Below are 22,498 nucleotides of genomic sequence, written 5' to 3'. Positions count from 1 at the left end.
TTACACTATCTGTCTCAATTTTAAAGAGACATACACACTAGCTTCATCTGGCGGGACAAGATTTGAACTTCCATCCCTTCGAACTTTTATCTCAATAAGACCAGATTTAGAAAAATGGCTACCTATAATAATTTTAATTGGAATCCCAAGGAGATCAGCATCTTTGAATTTCACTCCAGCTCTCTCATCTCTATCATCAAACAAAACACTTATACCTCTTTGCCTTATCTCATAAAAAATCATTTCAGATGTTGCTAGCTGATTTTCATCATTTATGTTTGCAGGGATAATAATCACCTGGTAAGGAGAGATAGAATTTGGCCATATAATTCCAAACTCATCATGGTGTTGTTCAACAACAATAGCAAGAAGTCTTGAGATGCCAATTCCATAACATCCCATTTCAAATGGCTTCTCTTTACCATCTTCATCTTTAAAATAAGCTTTCATTGGTTCACTGTATTTAGTACCGAGTTTAAATACGTGACCAGCTTCGCTTCCAATACTTTCCAGCAATTTAGAACCACAACGGGGACAGGATTCTCCAGCCTTTGAAGTTCTCAAATCAAAAATTTTATCTGTATAAAAATCTCTTTTAAAGTAAACATTTTTATAATGATAACCTTCTTTATTTGCCCCAGCATAAAAAGCTACATTTTCAACACATACTCTTTTGTCACAAATTAAATCTATATTATCAATTTTTACTGGTCCTATTGAACCAACAGATAAATTTAATTCTTGCTTAATTTCTTCAGGTGTCATCATTGACAGTTCTTTCCCAGGAAGAGCATTTTTTAACTTTATCTCGTTTAACTCATCATCACCAGCTACAACTATCATAGTAGGCTTTCCTTCGATTCTATACATTAGAGATTTTAAGATAAACTTATGGTCTACTCCAATATATTCCGAAACCTCATTAACTGTTTTTGCATTAGGTGTTGGAATAATCTCTAACTCAGAAAACTCTCCCCCAGCACTATAAAAGGGCTCATAAGTTGATGTAGCCTTTTCAAGATTTGCCGCATAAGGACAGCTTGAACAATAGAGAATCTTATCTTCCCCAAAAGGAGTTAAAACCATAAATTCATGGGAAACGCTTCCACCAATAGCTCCAGAATCTGCTTCAACTGACTTAAAATTTAACCCCATCCTTGTAAGAATTTTTTCATAAGCGTGAAACATATCCCAATAAGTTTTATCAAGATCCTCTTCGTTTCTGTGAAAGCTATAGGCATCTTTCATAATAAACTCTCTTGTTCTCATCAAACCAAACCTGGGTCTTATTTCGTCTCTAAATTTTGTTTGTATTTGAAATACAGAAATTGGGAGTTGTTTATAAGAATTAACCTCCTTATTTATCAAATCAGTTATAACTTCTTCATGTGTAGGGCCAAGAGCGTACTCTTTATCATGTCTATCCTTAAATCTCATAAGTTCAGGACCGTATTTTTTCCATCTCCCCGAAATTTCCCAAATTTCTCTTGGTTGAAGAGCAGGAAGTAATAACTCTTGAGAATTAATATTAATCATTTCCTCACGAACTATATTCTCAATCTTTAATAACACCTTTTTAGCTAATGGTAAATATGTATAAATACCAGAACTAAGACGCCTTATATAACCAGCCCTTAACAAAAGAACGTGGCTAATAGCCTCAGCGTCACCAGGTACTTCTTTAAGAGTCTTGAAAAACAATTTGGATAATTTCATAAATCCTCCTGAAAAATAAGAGATTCTAATTCAGCCAAAAAAACTCTTTCCAAATTATCACTATCAATTTTTTTTATTATTTTTCCATATTTAAACAAAAAGGCAAATTGTTTAGCGCATGCGATACCCAAATCAGCAGATTTAGCCTCAGAAGGACCATTTACTGCACAACCCATAATAGCAATTTTTAATGGTTTTTTTACATTCAAAAGTCTCTTTTCAACAATTTTAGTTAATTTGCTTAAATTTACTTCTGTTCTACCACAAGTTGGACAAGATATTATTACTGGGCCAATTTCAAGTTCAAGAGATTTAAGAATCTCTCTTCCAACCCTTATCTCATCAATTGGACTAGAACTGAGAGATACTCTTATGGTATCCCCTATGCCTTTGCTTAAAAGAATACCTATAGCAACGCTTGATCTTATTGTTCCTTGAAACAAGGGACCTGATTCAGTAACCCCTACATGTAAAGGATAGGGAAATTTTTCAAAAAGCAAACTATATGTCTTTAGAAGCAAATTGACAGAAAAAGTCTTTGCACTTATCACAATATTGCTAAATCCACTATCTTCCAGCAAACTTACTTCTCTTTCTACAGTTCTAACAAGAGCATCAACAGGATCATCTTGAAACTTTCCAAGGAGATCTTTAGGTATAGATCCTTCATTGACGCCTATTCTAATAGGAATATTGTTGTTCGATGCAGCTCTCACAACTTCTAGCAAATTATTTTTTGAACCAATATTGCCAGGATTTATTCTTATCTTAGAAATCCCTGCATCAATAGCCTTTAAAGCTAATCTATAATCAAAATGAATGTCTGCTACAAGAGGTATTGATACTTTTTTGACAATTTTATAAATAGCTTCTGCCGCATCGTTATCTGGAACTGCCAGCCTTACTAGATCAGCACCAGCTTTTTGGATTTGTCTGATTTGCTTAATAGTAGCACTAACATTTCTTGTATCAGTTTTTGTCATTGTTTGAACAAAAACTTTACCAGATCCAAAAATTAAATCCCTAACGGCAACCTTTTTTCTAATCACCTTTTAAAAATCCTCAATATATCAAAATAACTGATAAATATCATTAATAAAATTAAAAATACAAAACCCGCCACATGTATAAAATTTTCTTTTTTTGGATCTATAGGCTTTCCTCTAAGAACTTCAACAAGCAAAAATAGAATTCTTGAACCGTCAAGAGCAGGAATAGGAAGTAGATTTAATATCCCTAAGTTTAAAGATAAAAAACCTACAAAAAAAATAAGAGCAGTTAGACCTTCGTTAGCAGCCTGGCCAAGCATACTGGCTATCCCTATAGGCCCCGCCAGACTTCCCACCGGAACCTTTCCTGTTATTAACATCCAAATGCTTACAACAAGCGCAATAGACCAAGATATGGTTTGAGTAAATCCCATATATATAGACTCAAGAATTGAATATTTCTTCAAGGTGCGATCAAACATTATGCCAATTAAATATCTATTTTCTTTCTGATCGAATTCTGGATTAAGACTAATGTTTATATATTTATCATCTCTCAGGATAGTTAAATTAAGTTTTTCCCCCTTTGATTCAGACACTATTTTAATTAATTCATTTGGTGTTTTAATGGGAATATCATTTACAGCAACAATCCTATCTCCAACCTGTATTCCAGCCTTTGCAGCTGGAAAATTGTTATTAACTGATTGAATCTTTAAATCAGGAACATAAACACCCTGTGTATATACGAGAGTAAAAAGTACTGCAGCCATAATTATGTTCATTACTGGACCAGCTAAAATTACCAAAATTTTTTGAAATGATCTAATTTGATCGAACCTCTTTTTTCCAGGAGGGACTTCCCCCTCATCCAAACCTGCAATCCTCACAAAACCACCAAGCGGGAGAATCCTTATACTAAGGTCTGTTTCTTTATATTTACTTTTGAAAATTCTTGGTCCAAAACCAATTGAGAATTCAAAAACCCCTACTCCAAAAATCCTAGCAAAAACAAAGTGTCCTGCTTCATGAACTAATGTCGCAACGAAAATTACCAAAATAAAAATTAAAATACTCATTAAAATTTATATACCTCCAACAACTCTAAACTTCTTGCAACAGTTTCATTATAAATTAAATCTATCTCTTCAAAAGATGTAATATTGCCCGAATCAGATTTTGATAAGATCAATTCTAGCATCTTTGGGATACTTAAAAATGAAATCTTTTTATTTAGAAATGCATCAACCAAAATTTCATCACAAGCAGCAAGCGATGCAGTTTTAATTGAACCACTTTTTAAAGCTTCATAAGCGAGAGCCAAGCATGGAAATTCATTATAATCTGGCTTTTCAAATTCTAAAACGAAATGATTTTCAAAATCTTCTTTTTGAGCGGCCCATCTTTCAGGATAAGAGAGAGCATGTTGTATAGGTATACGCATATCTGGTTTATAATACAAAATTCTAACAGAACCATCAATAAATGAAACTAAAGAGTGAACTAAACTGGTTCTATTAATAAGAACTTTAATCTTACTAGAATCAAAACCAAAAAGAAATGAAGCCTCTATTACTTCAAAACCTTTATTCATCAGATTAGCAGAATCAACAGTCACTTTTGGTCCCATTTTCCATGTAGGATGCAACAAAACTTCATCAACTGAGGGATTTTTAATAAAGTGCTTGTTATAAAACGGCCCACCTGAAGCTGTTAGATATATAGAGTCAACAAAAGAAATATCTTCCTTTTCTAGTAGCTGAAAGATAGCGTTGTGCTCACTATCCACAGGTAAAATTTTTCTGCCAACTTTTTTTGCATAATTTACAATTAAATTTCCACCATAAACAAGTATTTCCTTTGTAGCAAATGCAAGGTCTTTATTTGAGTCTAGTGCCGCTTTAGCAATATATATTGAATCCTTTCCTACCCAGGCTAACAAAACTATGTCAGCCTCTGTTTCCCTTATCATTTCTAAGATTCCATCAAAACCATATAAAGTTTTCTCTGACTTAACATCAAAATTTTCTTTATACAAAAGGGCAACATATTCAGGTTGAAATTCCTGGATTTGATCTTTTAATTTTTCTGACATCTTTCTTGCAGCCAAACCTACAACTTTTAGTTTATCAGGATATTTTCTAACAACCTCTAAAGTTTGTGTACCTATTGAACCTGTAGATCCAATCAAAATTACCTTTTTCATTTAATTTTTCCAAGATAAAGAATTATAAAATATAAAATTGGCGAAGAGAAAAATAAACTATCGAATCTATCAAAAAAACCTCCATGCCCTGGCAAAAAATTCCCCGAGTCTTTGCAATCAAAAGTTCTCTTGATCAAAGACTCGCTTAGATCTGAAATTTGAGAAACTATGTTAACAAGAATACCTAAAAAAATCAACAAAAAAATGGATTTCTGCAAAAAAGTCGAAAGAACTATAAAAGGAATGATACCAAAAACCATATTTGCTAAAGCACCTTCCCAGGTTTTTTTCGGTGAAACATCTAAAAGCTTATGTTTACCAAAATTTTTACCTACTATATAAGCCATAGAATCACCTAACCATAAACTCGTTAAAAGAGTCACTGACCAAAAAAAGCCGTTATCAAGATTTCTGATAAGATAAAAGAAAGAAAGTGAAAAGGATATAAAAAATATACAGACGAATGAAAGACAAATATCAAATAAGGTATATCTATTGAAAAAAATTATTGACCAGAGGAAAAGTATTAACATGCTTAAAAAAACTGACAGGGATAGAAAACCGAAAATATTTCCAAAAAATACTATGAATGAGACCAAAAAAGTAATATATGGCATTTTATGATTGTTATTCTTCATCATTACGCTAAATTCATACGTAGAACATAAAATCAAAACAGAAAGAAGCAACAAAAGCCACAAATTACCTGCATAAACAAGAAACAACAAAACAGGTATTCCCCAACAGGCTGTTATTACTCTAAAAATCAAGAATTACGCCCCCCAAATCTTCTTTGCCTATTATGAAATTCTACAATGATATTGTCAAGATCCTCTTTTGTAAAATCAGGCCATAATTTATCAACAAAAAAAAGCTCTGTATATGCAATTTGCCATAAGAAAAAATTACTTATTCTTTTTTCCCCTCCAGTCCTTATCAATATATCCGGTTCAGGAAAGGGATAAGTCAAAAGCATATTCGAAAAATTTTCTTCATTAAAATCAATATTTAAAGATTTTATTTTATTAGCCGTATATAAAATTTCTTTTCTTGAGCCATAATTAAATGCAACTCCAAGATTAACCTTTACTGGATTTACTTCAATTTTTTCAGAAGTTTCGATCAATCTCACAATATCGTTTGATAAATTTTCTTTAAGAGTAAAAAACTTTAACTTAACACCCTTTTTTGACCATTCCTTTATATATCTCTCAATTCCATCATAAAAAATTTTAAATATGCCTTCTATTTCTTCTTTAGGTCTCTTCCAGTTTTCAGTTGAAAAGGCATAAACACTCAGATATGGAATATTTTTTTCAATAAAAAAGTTTACCATTTCCTGTAGTTTTTTAAATCCTTCAAGATGACCGTTGAAAACTGGAAGAAATCTAGTTTTTGACCATCTTGCATTGCCATCCATTATGATGGCAATATGATTTATTTTAGACATAGTTATACTAAATAATCCCTAAGCTTACGACTCCTGCTTGGGTGTCTTAATTTTCTAAGCGCTTTAGCTTCTATCTGGCGAATCCTTTCTCTGGTAACGCCAAATTCTTTACCCACTTCTTCGAGTGTTCTTGCATGGCCATCAACTAGGCCAAATCTAAGCCTAACCACATCTCTTTCTCTTGGTTGTAAATCCTTTATTACTTCTTCTAAATCTTCTTTCAAAAGACGATATGTTACTGCTTCCATAGGTGATGAAATCGACTCGTCTGCTATAAAATCTCCAAGATGACTATCTTCATCCTTTCCAATAGGAGTTTCGATAGATATGGGTTCTTGAGAAATTCTTTTGATTTCATGAATTTTTTCAACGTTCACTTCCATCTTTTCTGCTATTTCTTCGTCGGTAGGTTTTCTACTCAATTGCTGGCTTAAATTTCTTACGGTTTTTTTGTACTTATTAATAGTCTCCACCATGTGTACTGGTATTCTTATTGTTCTTGCTTGATCTGCTATAGCTCTAGTAACAGCTTGCCTAATCCACCATGTTGCATAGGTTGAAAATTTATAACCCTTTCTATAGTCAAACTTTTCAACAGCTCTTAATAAGCCCATATTACCTTCCTGAATTAGATCAAGAAACAATAAACCTCTTTTTGTATATTTTTTAGCAATTGAAACTACAAGTCTCAGGTTCGCTTCGGCAAGTTTCTTCTTAGCTGCTTCATCACCATGAAATGCCCTCTCAGCCAAATATTTTTCCTCTGAATGCTTTAAAAGAGGTATTTTACCGATTTCTTTAAGATATTGTCTTACTGGATCTTCGACCATAGGAACACGTTCTTCTGGCATAATTAGGACATCTTCTGCTGAAACCGGCTCAGTATCGTTAACAATTTTTAAAAGATCTTGATCCTCATCATCCACATTGCCAGCTTCTATGGACTTTATTATATTATCTAAATCGGACGGTTCCTCTAAATCATCAAAATAATTAGAAAAACTCTTATAAGATTGATCTTCTACATTTGGTATTTGTGGATTTTTTTTAACTTTTTTAGAATTCTTTGGCATTTTTTCACCTTCTAAAATGAAGTTTTAAAAAAATGGTGGGCGAAGTAGGGTTCGAACCTACGACCCCCTGCGTGTAAAGCAGGTGCTCTTCCACTGAGCTATCCGCCCACTTTTTAAGAAGTACATAAAACAAAATGGTACCTCCAAGGGGATTCGAACCCCTGTTTCAGCCTTGAAAGGGCTGTGTCCTAGTCCCCTAGACGATGGAGGCATCGTTAATATTCTACAAAAAAGATAAAAATTGTCAACCATGACAAACTTCTTAATTCTTTTAATATAAATTATAACTTAAAAAAATAAAAAAACCTATTTAAAAATGTATTAAAAAGCCGTAATAAAAATAACTACAGATAGAAATGAATAACACTGTAAATATAACAGGTTTTTTATAATAAAGAGATATTGCACTTATAATCATAACAGAAAAAGTAAATGGGTCAATTATGGTTTGTGGAAAGAATTGAACTCCCAATGACAGGAGGAGAGCAGTTAAAGATGTAATCACTCCGATCATACCTCTATAGAACCAGGTTTTTTTGCTCAACCTATCATAAAACGGATCAATCAGAATTAATAAAATTATAGGCGGTACAAAGGTAAATAAAAATGCTAGCATTGCACCCACAAATCCTCCATAAACATATCCAAGATATCCAGAAAGACATAGAACCGGCCCAGGAGTAATTTGGCTTATAAGAACAGCATCCAGATAAGCATTTTGTGTTAAAAGATTGTTATTAACAACAAAGGTCGCGTGATAAAGAGGTAGGGCAGATTGAGCGCCACCAAAAGCGAGCAAACTAATTTTACTTAAACTAATACAAAAATCAAAAAAATTTGGAAATAAGAAAAAAACAACTAAAAGCATTGTTGTTAATATAAGAAGTACATAAATAATTTCTTTCAAAGAAAGATTCTCAGTTGTATAACTCTTTATTTGGGGTATATCTATTTTAAGCAAAAAAGATCCAAATAAAAACGATAATAAAAATACATAAATAATCTCAACATCGTTTAAAAAGGTAACAAATGAGATAATGAGGAAAATTAACTGTCTTCCAGATTTAACGTATTTTTTATAAAATTGTAAAAAAGCAATAAAAAAGAATGCGACCACAAAGGGTTTTAATCCTCTAAAAACTAGATTTATTACTGTTACATTACCATGTATGTACAAAAATGCAAAGAAAACCATCATTAATATAGAGGGAAAAACAATAGCTAAGGATGATAAAATTCCATACCAAAAACCAAAAGTCCTATATGCTATAAACCCTACAAGATTACTAATAATTGAACCCGGTAAGAACTCTGTAAGAGTAATACCTCTTAAGAATGAATTGTCGCTTACACATGAATATTTTTTTACAAACTCGGTTCTCAGAGTAGGTATCATTGCAACTCCCCCAAATGAAACAGAGCCCAAATACAAACACTTTATAAGAAAATGTAAAGGTGTCGGACAAGAATTAATAACTTTTTTCATGTTTTAGATTTTATCACAAAAACCTCTGCAGCTAAAAAATCTAATCTTAACTACAGAGGCATAAATTAAGCAGATTCTCTGGCAGACTCTTTAGGCAATATAGCTAACAATATAACAGCTACGAGAAGTAAAACTCCTAATAATTTTTTATTTTTTAAAATCCCTTATTTAATATTCTCCTTTAAGAAACCAATAGCGGCAGACCACGATCTCTTATCTGATAGCTTATTATAAGCCACTCCTTTAGATAGATCTGTACCTACTCTTTTGTTGGTAAATGAATGAACGCTATTTCCATAAGAAACAAAAACCCAATCAGCACCAACTTTTCTTAATTCTTCCTGAAACTTTAAAACCTGATCAATAGGCACATGTGGGTCATCCGCACCGTGCAAAGCTAACACCTTAGGTCTAAAATTACCAGGTGTAGCTTCTAATGGGGTATCCAGGCCTGCATGGAAAGTTACAACGTTCCTTATATTAGCACCACTTCTTGCCAACTCTAATGCTACTGTACCACCAAAGCAGTATCCCACAGCTGATATGTTTTTTTTATCAACGATTTCAATTTTTTTAAATTCTTCTAATGAAGCTATAGCTCTCTTTCGCATTAAAAGTCTATCATTTTTATAAATAGAAGACAGTTCAAAAGCCTCTACTTGATCTCTTGCTACTTTCCCATTACCATAAACATCAACAACCAGTACAACAAATCCTTCCTTAACAAAATTCTTCGCTTTTTCAAAAGCAAAATCCCCTACACCTACCCAATCCGAAAATAACAAAATTCCAGGCCTTTTACTTAGTTCGTTAGAATTATAAAAAAATTATAAAAAAGAACACTTTTTAGCGTAGTTTTATCTGAGAAATAAGTAATATTTTTCTTTTTGACATTAACTTCTGAAGATTTGAATGGTTCACATTGATAAACTATTATATCTTTCTTCATTTTTATATTCCCCCTACATATAAAAAAATAAATTGGCGCGCCCGACAGGATTCGAACCTGTGACCTACGGATTAGAAGTCCGCCGCTCTGTCCAACTGAGCTACGGGCGCTTAAACTAACATGGAGCGGGAGACGAGATTCGAACCCGCGACCCTCAGCTTGGAAGGCTGATGCTCTACCGACTGAGCTACTCCCGCCCACATGTTGAGATTATAAACTAAAAAATTAAAATTGCCAACCCCTAAATCTCTACAAACTTACCGTTTTCTACTTGATATACCGTGATCACCTTATTAGTCGTGTCTCCATTTGGAGCAAATGTTGTTTTCCCAAGAACACCAGTGTAATTAGTTTCATCCAAAAGCTTTATAAGCGCTTCACCCTTTGCTGTTGGGTCCTTTTCAAGTGCAGCTGCCAATATTTTTACGGCTTCGTATGCAAATATACCATATGCACCAGGCTCTCCATATTTTGCCTTATAAGCTGCCAAAAAATCTTTAGCATTTGGATTTGTCTCGATATTAAGACCTATATTTGTTATTATATCTCCATTAGCTGCTGCTCCTGCAATCTTTAAGAATTGTGGATCATACAAACCATCTGGACCTACTAAAGGCATCTTCATACCCAAATCTCTCATTTGTTTAGTTATGAGAGCCCCCTCAGGGTAGTAACCACCAAAATAAATAGCGTCTGGTTTAAGAGTTTTAAATTTCGTAAGTATAGCTGAAAAATCCTTTTGATCTTCTGTTACGCCTTCAAATGCAAGAACTTTCCCACCTAATTTCTCAAAGCTATTTTTAAACTCTGTAGCAACTCCCTGACCATACGCAGACTTATCTTGTAAAATTGCTATATTCTTATATCCTTTTTTAAACAAAAAATCAGCAGCAAAACTACCTTGAACGTTGTCAGTTGGAGCCACTCTAAAAATATTCTTTAAACCTTGTTGGGTTAGTTCAGGATTTGTAGAAACAGTGAGCATTGGAACATTAGCTTGGGCATAAATTTTAGATGCAGGTATGGAACAACCAGAATTAACGTGGCCTATAACAGCTATAATGCTTGGATCGCTAACAATCTTTTGAGCTACCGATACAGCTTGTTTTGGATCCGCTGCATCGTCAAATATTACAGCTTCAAGTTTCTTCCCCTTAATCCCTCCCTTTGCATTAATTTCATCAATAGCCAAAAGCGCAGAATTCTTCCAATCTTCTCCATATTTCGCTTGCGCACCCGTCATTGGACCTACTACTGCAACTTTAATCGTAGAACTTGCAGCCTTTTGCTGAGTTCCAGCACAACCGGCCAACAGCAAACCCACTCCCAATAAAGCTAGAAACGAAAACAAAAATTTCTTGTACTTCAAAAACAAATTAGCACCCCCTAAAATAAAATATTTAATATGTCAATGCTAATATTCTATTATAATTTCTTTTTATTTGATAATATATAAATATTTTTTATATTCTTACTATAAGCCAAGAGCTGTTTTAATTATGTTTGGATTTTCTTTTAATCTTCTTCTAACATAAGACAACCATTCTTTACCATATGGTACATATATTCTAAGCCTATGTTTTTTAGCAAGTATGAAATCTCTTAATTTTTCGCCTATTCCCAATAGCATCTGAAATTCATATTCATTTGGCTGCAAATTGTACTTTCTAATTAGTTTCATTGCATGAAAAATTAATTTCTCATCATGAGTCGCAATGCCCACATATGCCTTATTCTCAAAAAGTTTTTCTAAACAATAAATGTAATTTTCATTAATTATTTCAGGATTTTTATATGCAATTTTATAAGATTCCATGTAGATGCCTTTACAAAGTCTTATATTCAGATCTTTATCTGAAAGTTTATCAATATCGTCAACTGTTCTTCTTAAATATGCCTGTAAGACAGTCCCAACATGACCTGGAAATTCTTCTCTTAAAAGCTTATACATCTTCAACGTATCACTTGTATATGGAGAATTTTCCATATCAATTCTTACAAAATTGTCCAACTCTTTAGCTCTCTTTACTATTTTTCTTATATTTTCATAACAAAGAGCCTTATTTATAGCAAGACCCATCTGGGTGGGTTTTAACGAAAGATTTGCGTTAAGAGACTCTTTTTTAATAGTTTCAAGTACTTTAATACATTCATTTCTAAAGAATATGGTTTGATCCTCGTTATACACAGATTCACCCAATACATCAATAGTAGACATTATCCCCTTAGAGTTCAAATCAACCGTAGTCTTAACTGCGTCAGAAAGAGACGTACCAGCAACATACTTCTTTGAAAAAAAATCAATTATTTGTTCTGGAACATAGTCAATCGTGTTCGAAATAGTAAAATTAAAAATATTATTCAGCATTATCTTTCCTCCATAAAAGGGTATTCGAAATGTTCTGGGGGGTTAAAAGTTTCTTTAACAGACCTTGCACTTGTCCATCTAATGAGGTTTAACAAGCTGCCTGCCTTATCGTTCGTCCCACTTGCTCTAGCTCCACCAAAGGGTTGCTGACCTACAACCGCACCTGTTGGCTTATCGTTAATATAAAAATTACCAGCACAAAACTCAAGAATTTCAGTTGCAATATTTATAGCATTTCTGTCTTGGGCAAATATAGCACCAGTTAGCCCATATATACTTGTTTTATCACATAAATAGAGCGTTTCTTCAAACTTATCATCATCATAAGGATAAAAAGTCACCACAGGACCAAAAATCTCTTCTTCCATAGTTTTAAAGTGAGGGTTTTTAGTGACTATAACGGTAGGTTCTATAAAATATCCCACACTATCATCACATTTCCCACCAAATAAGATCCTGGCTTCGTTGTGATTTTTTGCATAATCGATATAAGATCTTATTTTATCAAATGATTCTCTATTTATAACTGCATTTATAAAATTTGTGAAATCTTCAGGAGTTCCCATTTTTATCTTGCTTAGTTCATTAAGAAAATCGTCTTTAAAGCCATTAAAAATTGATTTTGGCATATAAACTCTTGAAACAGCAGAACACTTTTGACCTTGATACTCAAAGGAACCTCTAATAATTGCAGTAATTAAACTCTTAGTGTTAGCAGAATTATGAGCAAAAATAAAATCTTTACCACCAGTTTCCCCAACAATTCTTGGATAGGTTATATAATTCGAGATATTATTGGCTATTGTTTTCCACATATAGTTAAAGGTTTCATAACTTCCTGTGAAATGAAGACCAGCAAATTCTCTTGAAGAGAAAACTAAATCTCCTATATCAGAACCCCTAGCAGGCACAAAATTTATTACTCCATCTGGCAAACCTGCCTCTTGAAGAATCTTCATAAACAAATAAGAAGGATAAACAGCACTAGAAGCTGGTTTCCAAATTGAAACATTCCCCATTATGACCGGTGCAGTTGGCAAATTACCAGAAATCGAAACAAAGTTAAATGGAGGAACTGCAAATACAAATCCTTCAAGAGGTCTGTATTGCATTCTGTTCCAAAAACCTTTTGGCGAAATGGGCTGATCTTCATAAATTTTCTCAGCAAATTTTACGTTAAATCTCAAAAAATCAATAAGTTCACAAACACAATCTATTTCAGCTTGAAATACATTCTTGCTAATTGAAAGCATTGTTGTGGCATTCATTAGGTATCTATACTTTGTGCTTAAAAGTTCTGCTGCTTTTAAAAAAATTGCTGCTCTTTCTTGAAAATCAACTTTTGCCCAATTTTTTTTTGCTTTCATTGCCGATTCGATTGCTAACTTGATTTCTTCCTTGCTAGCCTGATAATATTGACCAAGAACAACATCGTGTTGATGTGGACATCTAACATCTATTTTATTTTCGGTCTTAACTTCTTTTCCATCAATAATTAATGCCATTTCAACCTTTTTTGAAGCTACGTCTTTTAATGCTAATTTTAATTTATCTCTTTCTTTACTTCCCACCCCATAATCATAAACAGGTTCATTAACAGGTTCTGGAATCCTTGCTATACAATTTTTCAAACTCAATCCTCCTTAAAATTGATTATTAAAAATAAATTTTATTAATATTATAATTTATTTATTGGATTAATATCAATATCGAAATTTTTAAATGCTCTTAAATACTCCCTTTTTAGCTCTTCATATACTAAATGAGTATATATTTGAGTAGTAGAAATTGACTCATGACCCAATATTTCCTGTATCGTTTTAATGCTTGCTCCACCAGAGAGCAAATGTGTTGCTAATGAATGTCTAAAAATATGAGGATGTAATTCCAAATTTAAGAAGTTGCCTACTTTCCTACACATTTTCCATATATATTGTCTTGAAAGAGGCCTTCCTTTTGAATTAACAAAAATATTCTCACATTTGGGTTTCAAATTTTCTTGTCTAAAAATTAAATATGAATTAAACAAGTCTAAAATATCGTGATGAAAAGGGATAATTCTTTCTTTTGATCCTTTTCCAAAAACTCTTATATCCATAGTTTCAAAATTAACACTATTAATCTTTAGATTTAAGAGCTCTGAAATTCTCATACCGGTAAAATACAACATCTTAAAAATAAGTAAATCTCTGATGGTAAATGGCTTTGAATTAGAAACAAAATTAAAAATATTTAAGACATCCTCCCTAGATAAAAAAAACGGCAATCTTTTCTCTTTTTTAGGTAAAACAATATCAGGAATTTTACCTTTATAATAGCCTTCCTGAAATGAAAAGATAAAAAATTGTTTTATTGCTACCAATTTTCTTTCAAGAGATGAGGCTTTATAATTGTTTGAAATTAAATGATTTGAATAATATAATAATAGCTTTTCAATATCAGCTATATCGCTTACTTTATCCTTTACAACGTCGAAAAAGGATTTCACATCACTTCTGTATGAATTTACAGTATTCTCAGAGTATCCTCTTATAAAAAATAGATAACTTACAAAAGCGTTTAGGGCCTCACTGCCTTCTTGTAAGATAAAGGACTGCAAGCACTGTTTTGGCGTCTTTAATCTTCCCCTCTAAAACCATCTTCTCAAGTTCTTTGATATTAAATTTTACTACATTAATTAACTCATCTTCATCAGGATCAGCGCCAACATATTCCAGATCTTCACAAACCATAATGTGCATATATTCGTCAGTAAATCCTGGAGTCGTATACATAGAAAATATCCTTTTGACACTTTTAGCTCTATATCCTGTTTCTTCAATAAGTTCTCTTACTGCACCATCTTCAGGAGATTCACCAGGATTCAGTTTCCCAGCAGGAATTTCTAACAGTTTTTCATGAGGAGCATATCTAAATTGTTCAACTAATAAAATCTCTTCTTTATTAGGTAAAGCAATTATACCTACAGCATTAGAAAATTCAACTACCTCCATCCATGTTCTGTGCTGCTTTGATCCTTTTTTAATTTTTATCCACTCTCTTCTCACTTTAATAATTTTCCCACTATATACATACTCTATATAAGTTTTATCTTCTTTTTCTTTCACATTATGACACTCCCTTTACATTAATAAAGTAAGACTCTTATTCATTCCTACAAAGCATGGCCTTTTTATGAGCACTAAAACCTTCTACCTCAGCTATTAAAGAGGCATCTAAAAGATTTTTTAGAGCATCTTTAGTTTTTATTCTGGAGAAATTTGTTCTTTTTAGAAAATCATATACGTTTATCCCAGAAAAATAACGTGCACTACCCGAAGTTGGCAAAACATGGCTTGGTCCTAAAATATAATCTCCAAATGGTTCACAAGTCAGACTCCCCAAAAAAACTGTACCTGCATTTTGAACCTTGTCAAAAAGCTCATCAGGATTTTCACAAGCAATTTCTAGGTGCTCAGGAGCCAAGATATTTGAAATACTTATCGCATCTTCAAGGGTAGGGGCAAAACCAAAAAAGGAATTTTGGAGTGAAGATTCTACAATATGCTTGTTCAAAACTTTAAGAGAATACTCTTTAACTTTTTCCATTACTTCATTTAAAAAACCGATTTCATTTGATATCAGACCAGTTTTTGCATTTTTATCGTGCTCTGCTTGCGACAAAAAATCCCATGCAATCCAGGACGGATTCGTTTTGCCATCAGAAACTATTAATATTTCAGAAGGACCTGCTATCATATCAATAGCTACTTCTCCAAAGAAATATTTTTTGGCAAGACTTACATAGTCATTACCAGGCCCAAATATCTTGTCAACTTTTTTAATCCCCAAACCCAAAGCCATGGAAGAAATAGCCTGAACACCAGAAAGCTTTACAATCTTAACTTTCTTGCTATTACAAGCAAGAACAGCTGAAGCTATATATGGATTTATTTTTCCCCTGTTTGGTTTAGAGCATACATAAATATTGTCCACTCCCGCAACATCAGCAACAATAACTGTCATTAGAATTGTAGATGGGTAAGCTGCCAATCCCCCTGGTACATATATACCTACATTTTCAATTGGAGTCCATTTAAACCCTGATTCCGACTCTTCTGTTTCATACTTAAAGGATTTAATTTTAATGCTCTCATGATATCTCTTTATCCTTTTGGCAGAATGCTTTAAAGCGTTAGAAACATCAACAGGCACAAGTCTTGCCTGAGAAACTATTTCTTCTTCTGAAGCTATTAAACCAGAGGATAAATCATAATCATCAAATTTTTTAGAATATTCTTTTATAGCTTCAAGTCCCCTTGTTTTAATGTCATTTATTATTGCTTTTACTTCATCAAAAATTTTGTTATCTTGAAAATAAGACCTCCTTTTCCATAATCTTTGAAGTTCTGCCTCCTTTTTTAATAAAAGAAAATCATCAATAAATATCATCAAGAACCTCCTTAACACGCAAAATAAATTCATTTATCTCTTTTCTCTTAAGTCTATACTTAGCATCATTTACCACTAAACGAGAAGTAGAAAACAAAATAGTTTCGATTTCTATAAGATTATTAGCTTTAAGGGTATTGCCAGTAGAAACGAGATCGATTATTGCATCAGATAAACCTACAATAGGCGACAACTCCACAGATCCTCCAAGTGGGAAGATTCTAACTTGAATTCCTTTTTCTATAAAAAATTTTTTTGAGAGGTTTTGATATTTAGATCCAACTTTAATAAAGGAGTGAAAATCTTCAACAGATCTATAAGGACTAAAACCTGGCACAGCAACTGACAACCTACATTGTCCATAACCTAAATCTAAGATCTCAAAACAAGACATTGAAGTTTCTTCAATTACATCTTTACCGATAAAAGCAACATCAACAACTCCTTCTTCTACATAAAGAGGCATATCAAATGGTCTTACTATTATCAAAGACAGTTGTTGATTTGAATCTTCTATTAAAAGTTTCCTGCCAAAATCTGAAGGAATCTTGTACCCACAATTTTTCAATAATTTTAAAGACGGATCAAACAAAACTCCCTTTGGCACAGCAATTTTAAGCATTAACAGAAGGTCATCCTTTCTTTGTTTTCATTATGGGTATCAACAATCCATCCAGATACCCCTGATGATTCTAATTTTGATATATAAACCAACCTTTTAGCCCTCTTATTTTTTGAAAACTCCAAAGCTTCGTTAAACTCTCTATTCTTCAAATCTATTTCCACCCTTATACACTGGTCTCTATAGGAAGCAGCCAAATTCCATACCCAGTGTAAAGGTATTCCATCATTAAAGCATAAAAGAACGTCAATATTTATGGGTTTAAGATAATTTGCTTTCAAAACCCCATAAATCTTATCTAAATCAATACCAAATCCTGAAGAAGGACAATCAAAACCAAATAGAGAATATAAATCGTCATATCTGCCGCCACCACCAATAGAACTTGGTAAACCTGGAACAAAGACTTGAAAAATAAAACCAGTATAATAAGAAATTTCGTTAATCAACGAAAGATTAATATAGTGCTTTACACCTGCATTTTTAATTTCATTACTTATTTTCTCTAAATTTTTAACTGAAGGATGCAAAAATTCGGGAACTAAATCAATTTTTGAAAAAACCTCATCGGGTGTTCCTGAAAGCCCTGGAAGATTTTTAATAAAGTTTGAAATTTTAGAATCCTTAATCTCATTTGAAATACAGTACAGTGCTACCCAGTCTTTCTTTAAGAAAGCTTCAAATAAGCTCTTCTTGTGATTCTTAAGAATATTTAGGCTCAAAAGCTCCTTTAATATTTCAAAATTTCCAATTTCAAGATAAATCTCATTAAAGCCAATCTCTTTCAAAGTCATAAAAATTAAAACTGCCAGTTCCACATCAGCTAAAGTTTGTTTATCAGCACCTATAATTTCAACACCACATTGTCTTATTACGCTATGCTCTGAAGTAACTCTAAATACATCTGATAAATAAAAATATTTTAATGGAAAAGTGAAATTTCTCTTTCTGGCAGAAACCATTCTTGCAATTGAAACCGTTAAATCTGGGCTAAGAACACTAACTCCTCCAAATCTATCAATAAATCTAATTGTTTTCTCTATTAATTTTTCGTCAAGGGCTACCTGTAATTTGTCCCAATTTTCAAGAACTGGGATTGAAACCATAACAAACCCATTTCTCTCCCAAAACCTTTTAATTTTTTCTTCTATTAAGTTTCTACATAAAACTTCTTCTGGGAGCATATCTACAGATCCAGAAAGCGAATTATTCACAATCAAATATCTCTCCTTTAATTTTGATAAATAGATTTACTATTCTTTACAACTGTTTTAATTATATAATTATTTTTTTTAATTAACTATTTTCTTCAAGCCAGCATTCTATGCCCCTAAATTTACCAATTCTTTCAACAATATTGTTTTCTATATTGACAAAGTAATTTGAATCTGCCAGACAAAGTTTTTCTACGTTTTCGTCCACAAAATGAATAATTAATGGTATATCGCCCTTTGCAACCAAAAGCTCTTCTTTTAATCTCATTAAAGCGCTTTCTGAACAAAGTTTCCTATAAAATTTAATATGAAATATCTTTTTGTTAATCTTTCCTATTTGATCAATAATTATTCTTGATCCCTCATCCCTTTTTATAAGTCTTCCCTCAACCCAAACAATATCATTTTCTTTTATTTCATCAATAACAGCTTTGTCCTTCTTAGAATAGATACACTCTACACTTCCAGTTAAATCTTCAATGTTTAATACAAAAAAGAAAGAACCATCTTTTTTAAAAACTTGTTTTTTATTAAAAACTATTCCACAAATTTTTACCTTCTCAACATCTAGTTCGTTTAGAGAAGAAATATTAAAATTTGAAATGCTATTTATCAAAAATTTATAAGGCTTAAGTGGATGTCCGCTAACATAAAGTCCAAGAACTTCCTTTTCAAATGAAAGCTTTAAACTTGGGTCAAAGTCCCTTTTGGGAATAATTTCAATATCGTTATCAAGATAAAGCTCCTCTTCGTCAAAAGCTTCATTAAATAGGCTATGTTCATTGTCCGTTTTGGCGCTTTTCTTTACTAATGCCAGAACTTCATCTAACTGATCTAAAAGATTGAGTCTATCTTTATACAGATTATCAAGTGCACCAGCTTTTATTAAATTTTCATAAATCTTTTTATTTACAGACTTTGAACTGGTTCTATAGATAAAATCTCTTAAACTTTTAAAATTTCCATCTGTAAGTCTACTTGTTAATATAGTATCAATTGCAGCCTTACCAACACCTTTAATTGCAGAAAGACCAAATCTAATTTTGTTTCCTATTACAGTAAAATTTTCCCCGCTTTCGTTTACATCAGGAGACAAAACTTCCACACCAAACTTTTTTGCTTCCTTGATATATTCAGCAACTTTATCAGTATCAGAGGATACAGAAGAAAGCAAAGCAGCCATATATTCAGGAGTATAATAAACCTTTAACCAGGCAGTTCTATATGTAATAAGAGCATAAGAAGCGCTATGAGATTTATTAAAGCCATACTCAGCAAATTTTGCCATATCATCAAATATTTTTTCAGCTTGATCCTTTGAGATTAACCCTTTATTTATAGCCCCCTCAACGAACTTAGGTTTTTGGGCCGCCATCACCTCTGCTTTTTTCTTACCCATAGCTCTTCTTAAAAGATCCGCTTCACCTAAAGAAAATCCTGCCAGTATGCTTGCAAGCTGCATTATCTGTTCTTGATAAATCATAACACCATAGGTTTCAGAAAGAACTGGTTCAACATCTTTATGGATAAAAACAACAGGCTCTTTTTTGTGCTTTCGTCTAATAAATTGTTCTACCATTCCAGAATTCATCGGACCAGGTCTATAAAGAGCAAGTATTGCTATTAGATCCTCAAATTTATCAGGTTTAACTTCTTTTAAAAGTTGTTGCATTCCAGAACTCTCTAGCTGAAACACTCCAAGAGTTTCTCCCTTTTCTAACAGTTCATAAACTTTCGGGTCATCAAGGGGAATGCTTTCTATATCTACCTTTATACCCCTAGTTTTTTCAATTAATTCTAGAGTTTTCCCAATTACTGTTAGGTTTCTTAATCCTAACAAATCCATCTTTAAAAATCCTGATTTTTCTACGTCTTCCATAGGCCATTGCGTTACCGGAACATCGCCTTCAGATGGTCTTTGTAAAGGTATTAAATCATAAATAGGAAAGGGTGATATCACCACACCAGCAGCATGAACAGAGCTGTGACGTGTTAGCCCTTCTAGCTTTATGCTTTTTTCCCAAAGTTCTTTCAGAGAAGGGTTAGAATCTAAAAATTGTTTTACTTCATGTAATTCCTGTGCTTCTTTCAAAGTTGCTTGAGAACCAGGTTTGTTTGGAATTAATTTTGCTAGTTTATCAACAATACTAAGTGGCTTACCTAATGTTCTTCCAACATCTCTAACTACTGCTCTTGCGTTCATAGTTCCAAAAGTACCAATTTGGGCTACATTTTCTTGACCATATCTTTTAACCAAATAATTCAGAACTTGTGATCTCTTCTCGATACAAAAATCAACATCAATATCAGGCGGATTTACCCTCTCCGGGTTTAAGAATCTTTCAAAAAGCAAATTATATTTCAAAGGGTCAATGTCAGTTATTCCAAGAACATATGCTACCAAACTCCCAGCAGCAGAACCTCTACCCGGACCAACTTGAATTCCATTTTCTTTTGCATAATTAATATAATCTGATACTATTAAAAAGTAACCTTCATAGCCAGTTTTCTGGATAATATCAAGCTCATATTTTAGACGATCTTTAATTTCTTTAGTAATATTGCCTTTGTATCTTCGATTTAAACCTTTTTCAATCAATAAGTTTAAATATTCTTTCTCAGTTTTCCCCTCAGGACAGGGGAACTTTGGAACTGTCACATTTCCAATTGGTAATTCCAGATTACATTTATCTGCAATTATCAAAGTATTCTCAATAGCTTCTTTGCAGTAAGAAAAGAGCTCTTTCATTTCTTCAGCATTTTTAAAATAAAGAGAATCAGTATTAAATTTCATTCGATTTTCATCCTGAATTGTTTTTTTTGTTTGAATGCAAAGCAGCACATCATGAAATTCAGCATCCTCTTTATTAGTATAATGTGAGTCGTTAGTAGCTATTAATGGAATTTTTAAATCCTGTGACATATTTATCATTACAGGAATTAATCTTTTCTCTTCAGGTAATCCATGATCTTGAATTTCAAGATAAAAGTCGTCACCAAACTGTTCCTTAAAGGTTTTTGCGAGCTCAATAGCCCGATCCTTATTGTTAGAAAGAATTAGCTGAGGTATTCTACCATACATGCATGCGCTAGAAACCAACAAACCCTCTTTGTATTCAAATAAAGTTTTTAAATCAATTCTTGGTTTATAGTAAAAACCTTTAAGAAAGCCAAAGGATACCAATCTAACCAAATTTTTATAGCCTTCAAAATTTTTTGCAATAAGAATTAAATGGGATAAATAGGATTCATCATTCCCATTTGTTTTTGTCTGTCTGGTCATATCATCCGTGATATACATCTCACAACCAAGTAATGGTTTTATTTCATGTTTTTTTGCTAAAGAATAAAACTTAAGAGCACCATACATATTTCCATGATCAGTAAGTGCAAGAGCTTGCATGTTATCATTTTTTGCTTTGAGAATTATATCCTCTAACCTACTTGCCCCATCCAGCAAGCTGTATTCACTGTGTACGTGAAGGTGAACAAAACTCATATCAATTAGCCTTTGTAGAAAATTCTACAAAACCTAAGTTCCTATCATAAACAATTTTCCATAAACCATTTTCTTTTCTTAAAACATATTGTGTCATTTTCCTATCTCCTCCTATTAAGGTTACAAGAACATTAACATAAGCCTCATTACCAAAATTTTTAACATCAACTACTCTATATCTTACTTCCTGATATATGTTTTTTGCCCATCCACTATAAGCAATTCCATACAATTCTTTTTTAAAGACAGATGGATAATTAGTATATATTTCATAAAAATCATCATTTTTTTTACCATCTAGGTACTTTTCAACAACAAAACTTGGGGTTTCAGAACTTATATAATATTTTGGCCCTACCTGATTAATAAACCAATAAAGAGGCAAAAAAATTACTATAAACATTGCTATTAAAATCTTAAACAGTCTTTTAATATGCCACCACAATTTACTTATCATATTTCAAACACCATAATTTTTATCATATATTAAAATAA

General features: G+C 32.5%; 20 protein-coding genes and 4 tRNA genes. All 24 read right to left on the bottom strand.

From position 1 onward, the window contains the following. Nucleotides 1–1,716, bottom strand: coding sequence for a proline--tRNA ligase (locus TDSAC_RS03410; RefSeq protein WP_108308886.1), 1,716 nt, complete (start codon nucleotides 1,714–1,716; stop codon nucleotides 1–3). Continuing rightward, complete coding sequence (gene ispG / locus TDSAC_RS03405; RefSeq protein WP_108308885.1) at nucleotides 1,713–2,765, bottom strand: flavodoxin-dependent (E)-4-hydroxy-3-methylbut-2-enyl-diphosphate synthase; 1,053 nt, start codon at nucleotides 2,763–2,765, stop codon at nucleotides 1,713–1,715. The genes TDSAC_RS03410 and ispG overlap by 4 nt, the downstream gene beginning before the upstream one ends. Then, nucleotides 2,762–3,784, bottom strand: coding sequence for an RIP metalloprotease RseP (gene rseP / locus TDSAC_RS03400; RefSeq protein WP_108308884.1), 1,023 nt, complete (start codon nucleotides 3,782–3,784; stop codon nucleotides 2,762–2,764). Before rseP ends, ispG begins: the two co-directional genes overlap by 4 nt. Then, the gene (dxr, locus tag TDSAC_RS03395) at nucleotides 3,784–4,911 is read right to left on the bottom strand and encodes a 1-deoxy-D-xylulose-5-phosphate reductoisomerase (protein WP_108308883.1); all 1,128 of its coding nucleotides are present in this window, start codon (nucleotides 4,909–4,911) and stop codon (nucleotides 3,784–3,786) included. The genes rseP and dxr overlap by 1 nt, the downstream gene beginning before the upstream one ends. After that, nucleotides 4,908–5,681: a phosphatidate cytidylyltransferase gene (locus TDSAC_RS03390; protein ID WP_108308882.1), complete on the bottom strand. Its 774-nt coding sequence runs from the start codon at nucleotides 5,679–5,681 to the stop codon at nucleotides 4,908–4,910. Before TDSAC_RS03390 ends, dxr begins: the two co-directional genes overlap by 4 nt. Continuing rightward, entirely contained in the window at nucleotides 5,678–6,361 is a 684-nt protein-coding gene (gene uppS, locus TDSAC_RS03385) for a polyprenyl diphosphate synthase (RefSeq protein WP_108308881.1), read from the bottom strand. Before uppS ends, TDSAC_RS03390 begins: the two co-directional genes overlap by 4 nt. Before the next feature lie 2 nt (nucleotides 6,362–6,363). After that, a complete protein-coding gene (rpoD, locus tag TDSAC_RS03380; RefSeq protein ID WP_108308880.1) occupies nucleotides 6,364–7,434 on the bottom strand; it encodes an RNA polymerase sigma factor RpoD in 1,071 nt (356 codons plus the stop codon). A gap of 33 nt (nucleotides 7,435–7,467) precedes the next feature. Beyond that, nucleotides 7,468–7,542, bottom strand: a tRNA-Val gene (locus tag TDSAC_RS03375). Between the two features lie 27 nt (nucleotides 7,543–7,569). After that, nucleotides 7,570–7,645 (bottom strand) — tRNA-Glu (locus tag TDSAC_RS03370). A gap of 99 nt (nucleotides 7,646–7,744) precedes the next feature. Then, nucleotides 7,745–8,920: a chromate efflux transporter gene (gene chrA / locus TDSAC_RS03365; protein ID WP_108308879.1), complete on the bottom strand. Its 1,176-nt coding sequence runs from the start codon at nucleotides 8,918–8,920 to the stop codon at nucleotides 7,745–7,747. Between the two features lie 164 nt (nucleotides 8,921–9,084). After that, the gene (locus TDSAC_RS03360) at nucleotides 9,085–9,705 is read right to left on the bottom strand and encodes a dienelactone hydrolase family protein (RefSeq protein ID WP_199919892.1); all 621 of its coding nucleotides are present in this window, start codon (nucleotides 9,703–9,705) and stop codon (nucleotides 9,085–9,087) included. Between the two features lie 17 nt (nucleotides 9,706–9,722). After that, nucleotides 9,723–9,869 carry a hypothetical protein gene (locus TDSAC_RS09020; RefSeq protein WP_199919891.1) on the bottom strand — a complete coding sequence of 49 codons (147 nt, stop codon included), beginning with the start codon at nucleotides 9,867–9,869 and terminating at the stop codon, nucleotides 9,723–9,725. A gap of 33 nt (nucleotides 9,870–9,902) precedes the next feature. After that, a tRNA-Arg gene (locus TDSAC_RS03355) sits at nucleotides 9,903–9,979 on the bottom strand. 11 nt (nucleotides 9,980–9,990) lie between these two features. After that, nucleotides 9,991–10,066 (bottom strand) — tRNA-Gly (locus TDSAC_RS03350). A 44-nt stretch (nucleotides 10,067–10,110) separates the two neighbouring features. Continuing rightward, nucleotides 10,111–11,238 (bottom strand): branched-chain amino acid ABC transporter substrate-binding protein, encoded by a 1,128-nt coding sequence (locus TDSAC_RS03345; RefSeq protein WP_150130286.1) that lies wholly within the window; start codon nucleotides 11,236–11,238, stop codon nucleotides 10,111–10,113. A gap of 105 nt (nucleotides 11,239–11,343) precedes the next feature. Then, on the bottom strand, nucleotides 11,344–12,237 hold the full coding sequence (locus TDSAC_RS03340; protein ID WP_108308876.1) for a proline dehydrogenase family protein: 894 nt from the start codon (nucleotides 12,235–12,237) through the stop codon (nucleotides 11,344–11,346). Beyond that, nucleotides 12,237–13,868 (bottom strand): L-glutamate gamma-semialdehyde dehydrogenase, encoded by a 1,632-nt coding sequence (gene pruA, locus TDSAC_RS03335; protein WP_108308875.1) that lies wholly within the window; start codon nucleotides 13,866–13,868, stop codon nucleotides 12,237–12,239. The genes TDSAC_RS03340 and pruA overlap by 1 nt, the downstream gene beginning before the upstream one ends. A 47-nt stretch (nucleotides 13,869–13,915) precedes the next feature. Then, complete coding sequence (gene xerA, locus TDSAC_RS03330) at nucleotides 13,916–14,836, bottom strand: site-specific tyrosine recombinase/integron integrase (RefSeq protein ID WP_108308874.1); 921 nt, start codon at nucleotides 14,834–14,836, stop codon at nucleotides 13,916–13,918. Beyond that, nucleotides 14,805–15,344, bottom strand: a complete 540-nt coding sequence (locus tag TDSAC_RS03325) for an NUDIX hydrolase (protein ID WP_108308873.1) — start codon at nucleotides 15,342–15,344, stop codon at nucleotides 14,805–14,807. The genes xerA and TDSAC_RS03325 overlap by 32 nt, the downstream gene beginning before the upstream one ends. A gap of 37 nt (nucleotides 15,345–15,381) precedes the next feature. Next, nucleotides 15,382–16,668, bottom strand: a complete 1,287-nt coding sequence (hisD, locus tag TDSAC_RS03320; protein ID WP_199919890.1) for a histidinol dehydrogenase — start codon at nucleotides 16,666–16,668, stop codon at nucleotides 15,382–15,384. After that, on the bottom strand, nucleotides 16,655–17,290 hold the full coding sequence (hisG, locus tag TDSAC_RS03315; RefSeq protein WP_108308871.1) for an ATP phosphoribosyltransferase: 636 nt from the start codon (nucleotides 17,288–17,290) through the stop codon (nucleotides 16,655–16,657). The genes hisD and hisG overlap by 14 nt, the downstream gene beginning before the upstream one ends. After that, nucleotides 17,290–18,504 (bottom strand): ATP phosphoribosyltransferase regulatory subunit, encoded by a 1,215-nt coding sequence (locus TDSAC_RS03310; RefSeq protein WP_150130285.1) that lies wholly within the window; start codon nucleotides 18,502–18,504, stop codon nucleotides 17,290–17,292. The genes hisG and TDSAC_RS03310 overlap by 1 nt, the downstream gene beginning before the upstream one ends. A gap of 82 nt (nucleotides 18,505–18,586) precedes the next feature. Continuing rightward, entirely contained in the window at nucleotides 18,587–22,003 is a 3,417-nt protein-coding gene (locus TDSAC_RS03305; protein ID WP_108308869.1) for a DNA polymerase III subunit alpha, read from the bottom strand. Between the two features lies 1 nt (nucleotide 22,004). Next, on the bottom strand, nucleotides 22,005–22,460 hold the full coding sequence (locus TDSAC_RS03300; RefSeq protein ID WP_108308868.1) for a nuclear transport factor 2 family protein: 456 nt from the start codon (nucleotides 22,458–22,460) through the stop codon (nucleotides 22,005–22,007). Nucleotides 22,461–22,498 lie beyond the last annotated feature (38 nt).

Origin of the sequence: Thermodesulfobium acidiphilum (assembly GCF_003057965.1) — a bacterium.
Classification (GTDB): domain Bacteria; phylum Thermodesulfobiota; class Thermodesulfobiia; order Thermodesulfobiales; family Thermodesulfobiaceae; genus Thermodesulfobium; species Thermodesulfobium acidiphilum.
Note: the sequence above shows the minus strand (reverse complement) of the source record. Positions and strands in the feature narration are given on the sequence as shown.

Coding starts and splice junctions, on each gene's coding strand:
- chrA (WP_108308879.1), bottom strand. CDS start 8,920: ATGAAAAAAGTTATTAATTCTTGTCCGACACCTTTACATTTTCTTATA.
- dxr (WP_108308883.1), bottom strand. CDS start 4,911: ATGAAAAAGGTAATTTTGATTGGATCTACAGGTTCAATAGGTACACAA.
- TDSAC_RS09020 (WP_199919891.1), bottom strand. CDS start 9,869: ATGAAGAAAGATATAATAGTTTATCAATGTGAACCATTCAAATCTTCA.
- uppS (WP_108308881.1), bottom strand. CDS start 6,361: ATGTCTAAAATAAATCATATTGCCATCATAATGGATGGCAATGCAAGA.
- rpoD (WP_108308880.1), bottom strand. CDS start 7,434: ATGCCAAAGAATTCTAAAAAAGTTAAAAAAAATCCACAAATACCAAAT.
- hisG (WP_108308871.1), bottom strand. CDS start 17,290: ATGCTTAAAATTGCTGTGCCAAAGGGAGTTTTGTTTGATCCGTCTTTA.
- rseP (WP_108308884.1), bottom strand. CDS start 3,784: ATGAGTATTTTAATTTTTATTTTGGTAATTTTCGTTGCGACATTAGTT.
- TDSAC_RS03305 (WP_108308869.1), bottom strand. CDS start 22,003: ATGAGTTTTGTTCACCTTCACGTACACAGTGAATACAGCTTGCTGGAT.
- hisD (WP_199919890.1), bottom strand. CDS start 16,668: ATGATATTTATTGATGATTTTCTTTTATTAAAAAAGGAGGCAGAACTT.
- TDSAC_RS03300 (WP_108308868.1), bottom strand. CDS start 22,460: ATGATAAGTAAATTGTGGTGGCATATTAAAAGACTGTTTAAGATTTTA.
- TDSAC_RS03410 (WP_108308886.1), bottom strand. CDS start 1,716: ATGAAATTATCCAAATTGTTTTTCAAGACTCTTAAAGAAGTACCTGGT.
- TDSAC_RS03340 (WP_108308876.1), bottom strand. CDS start 12,237: ATGCTGAATAATATTTTTAATTTTACTATTTCGAACACGATTGACTAT.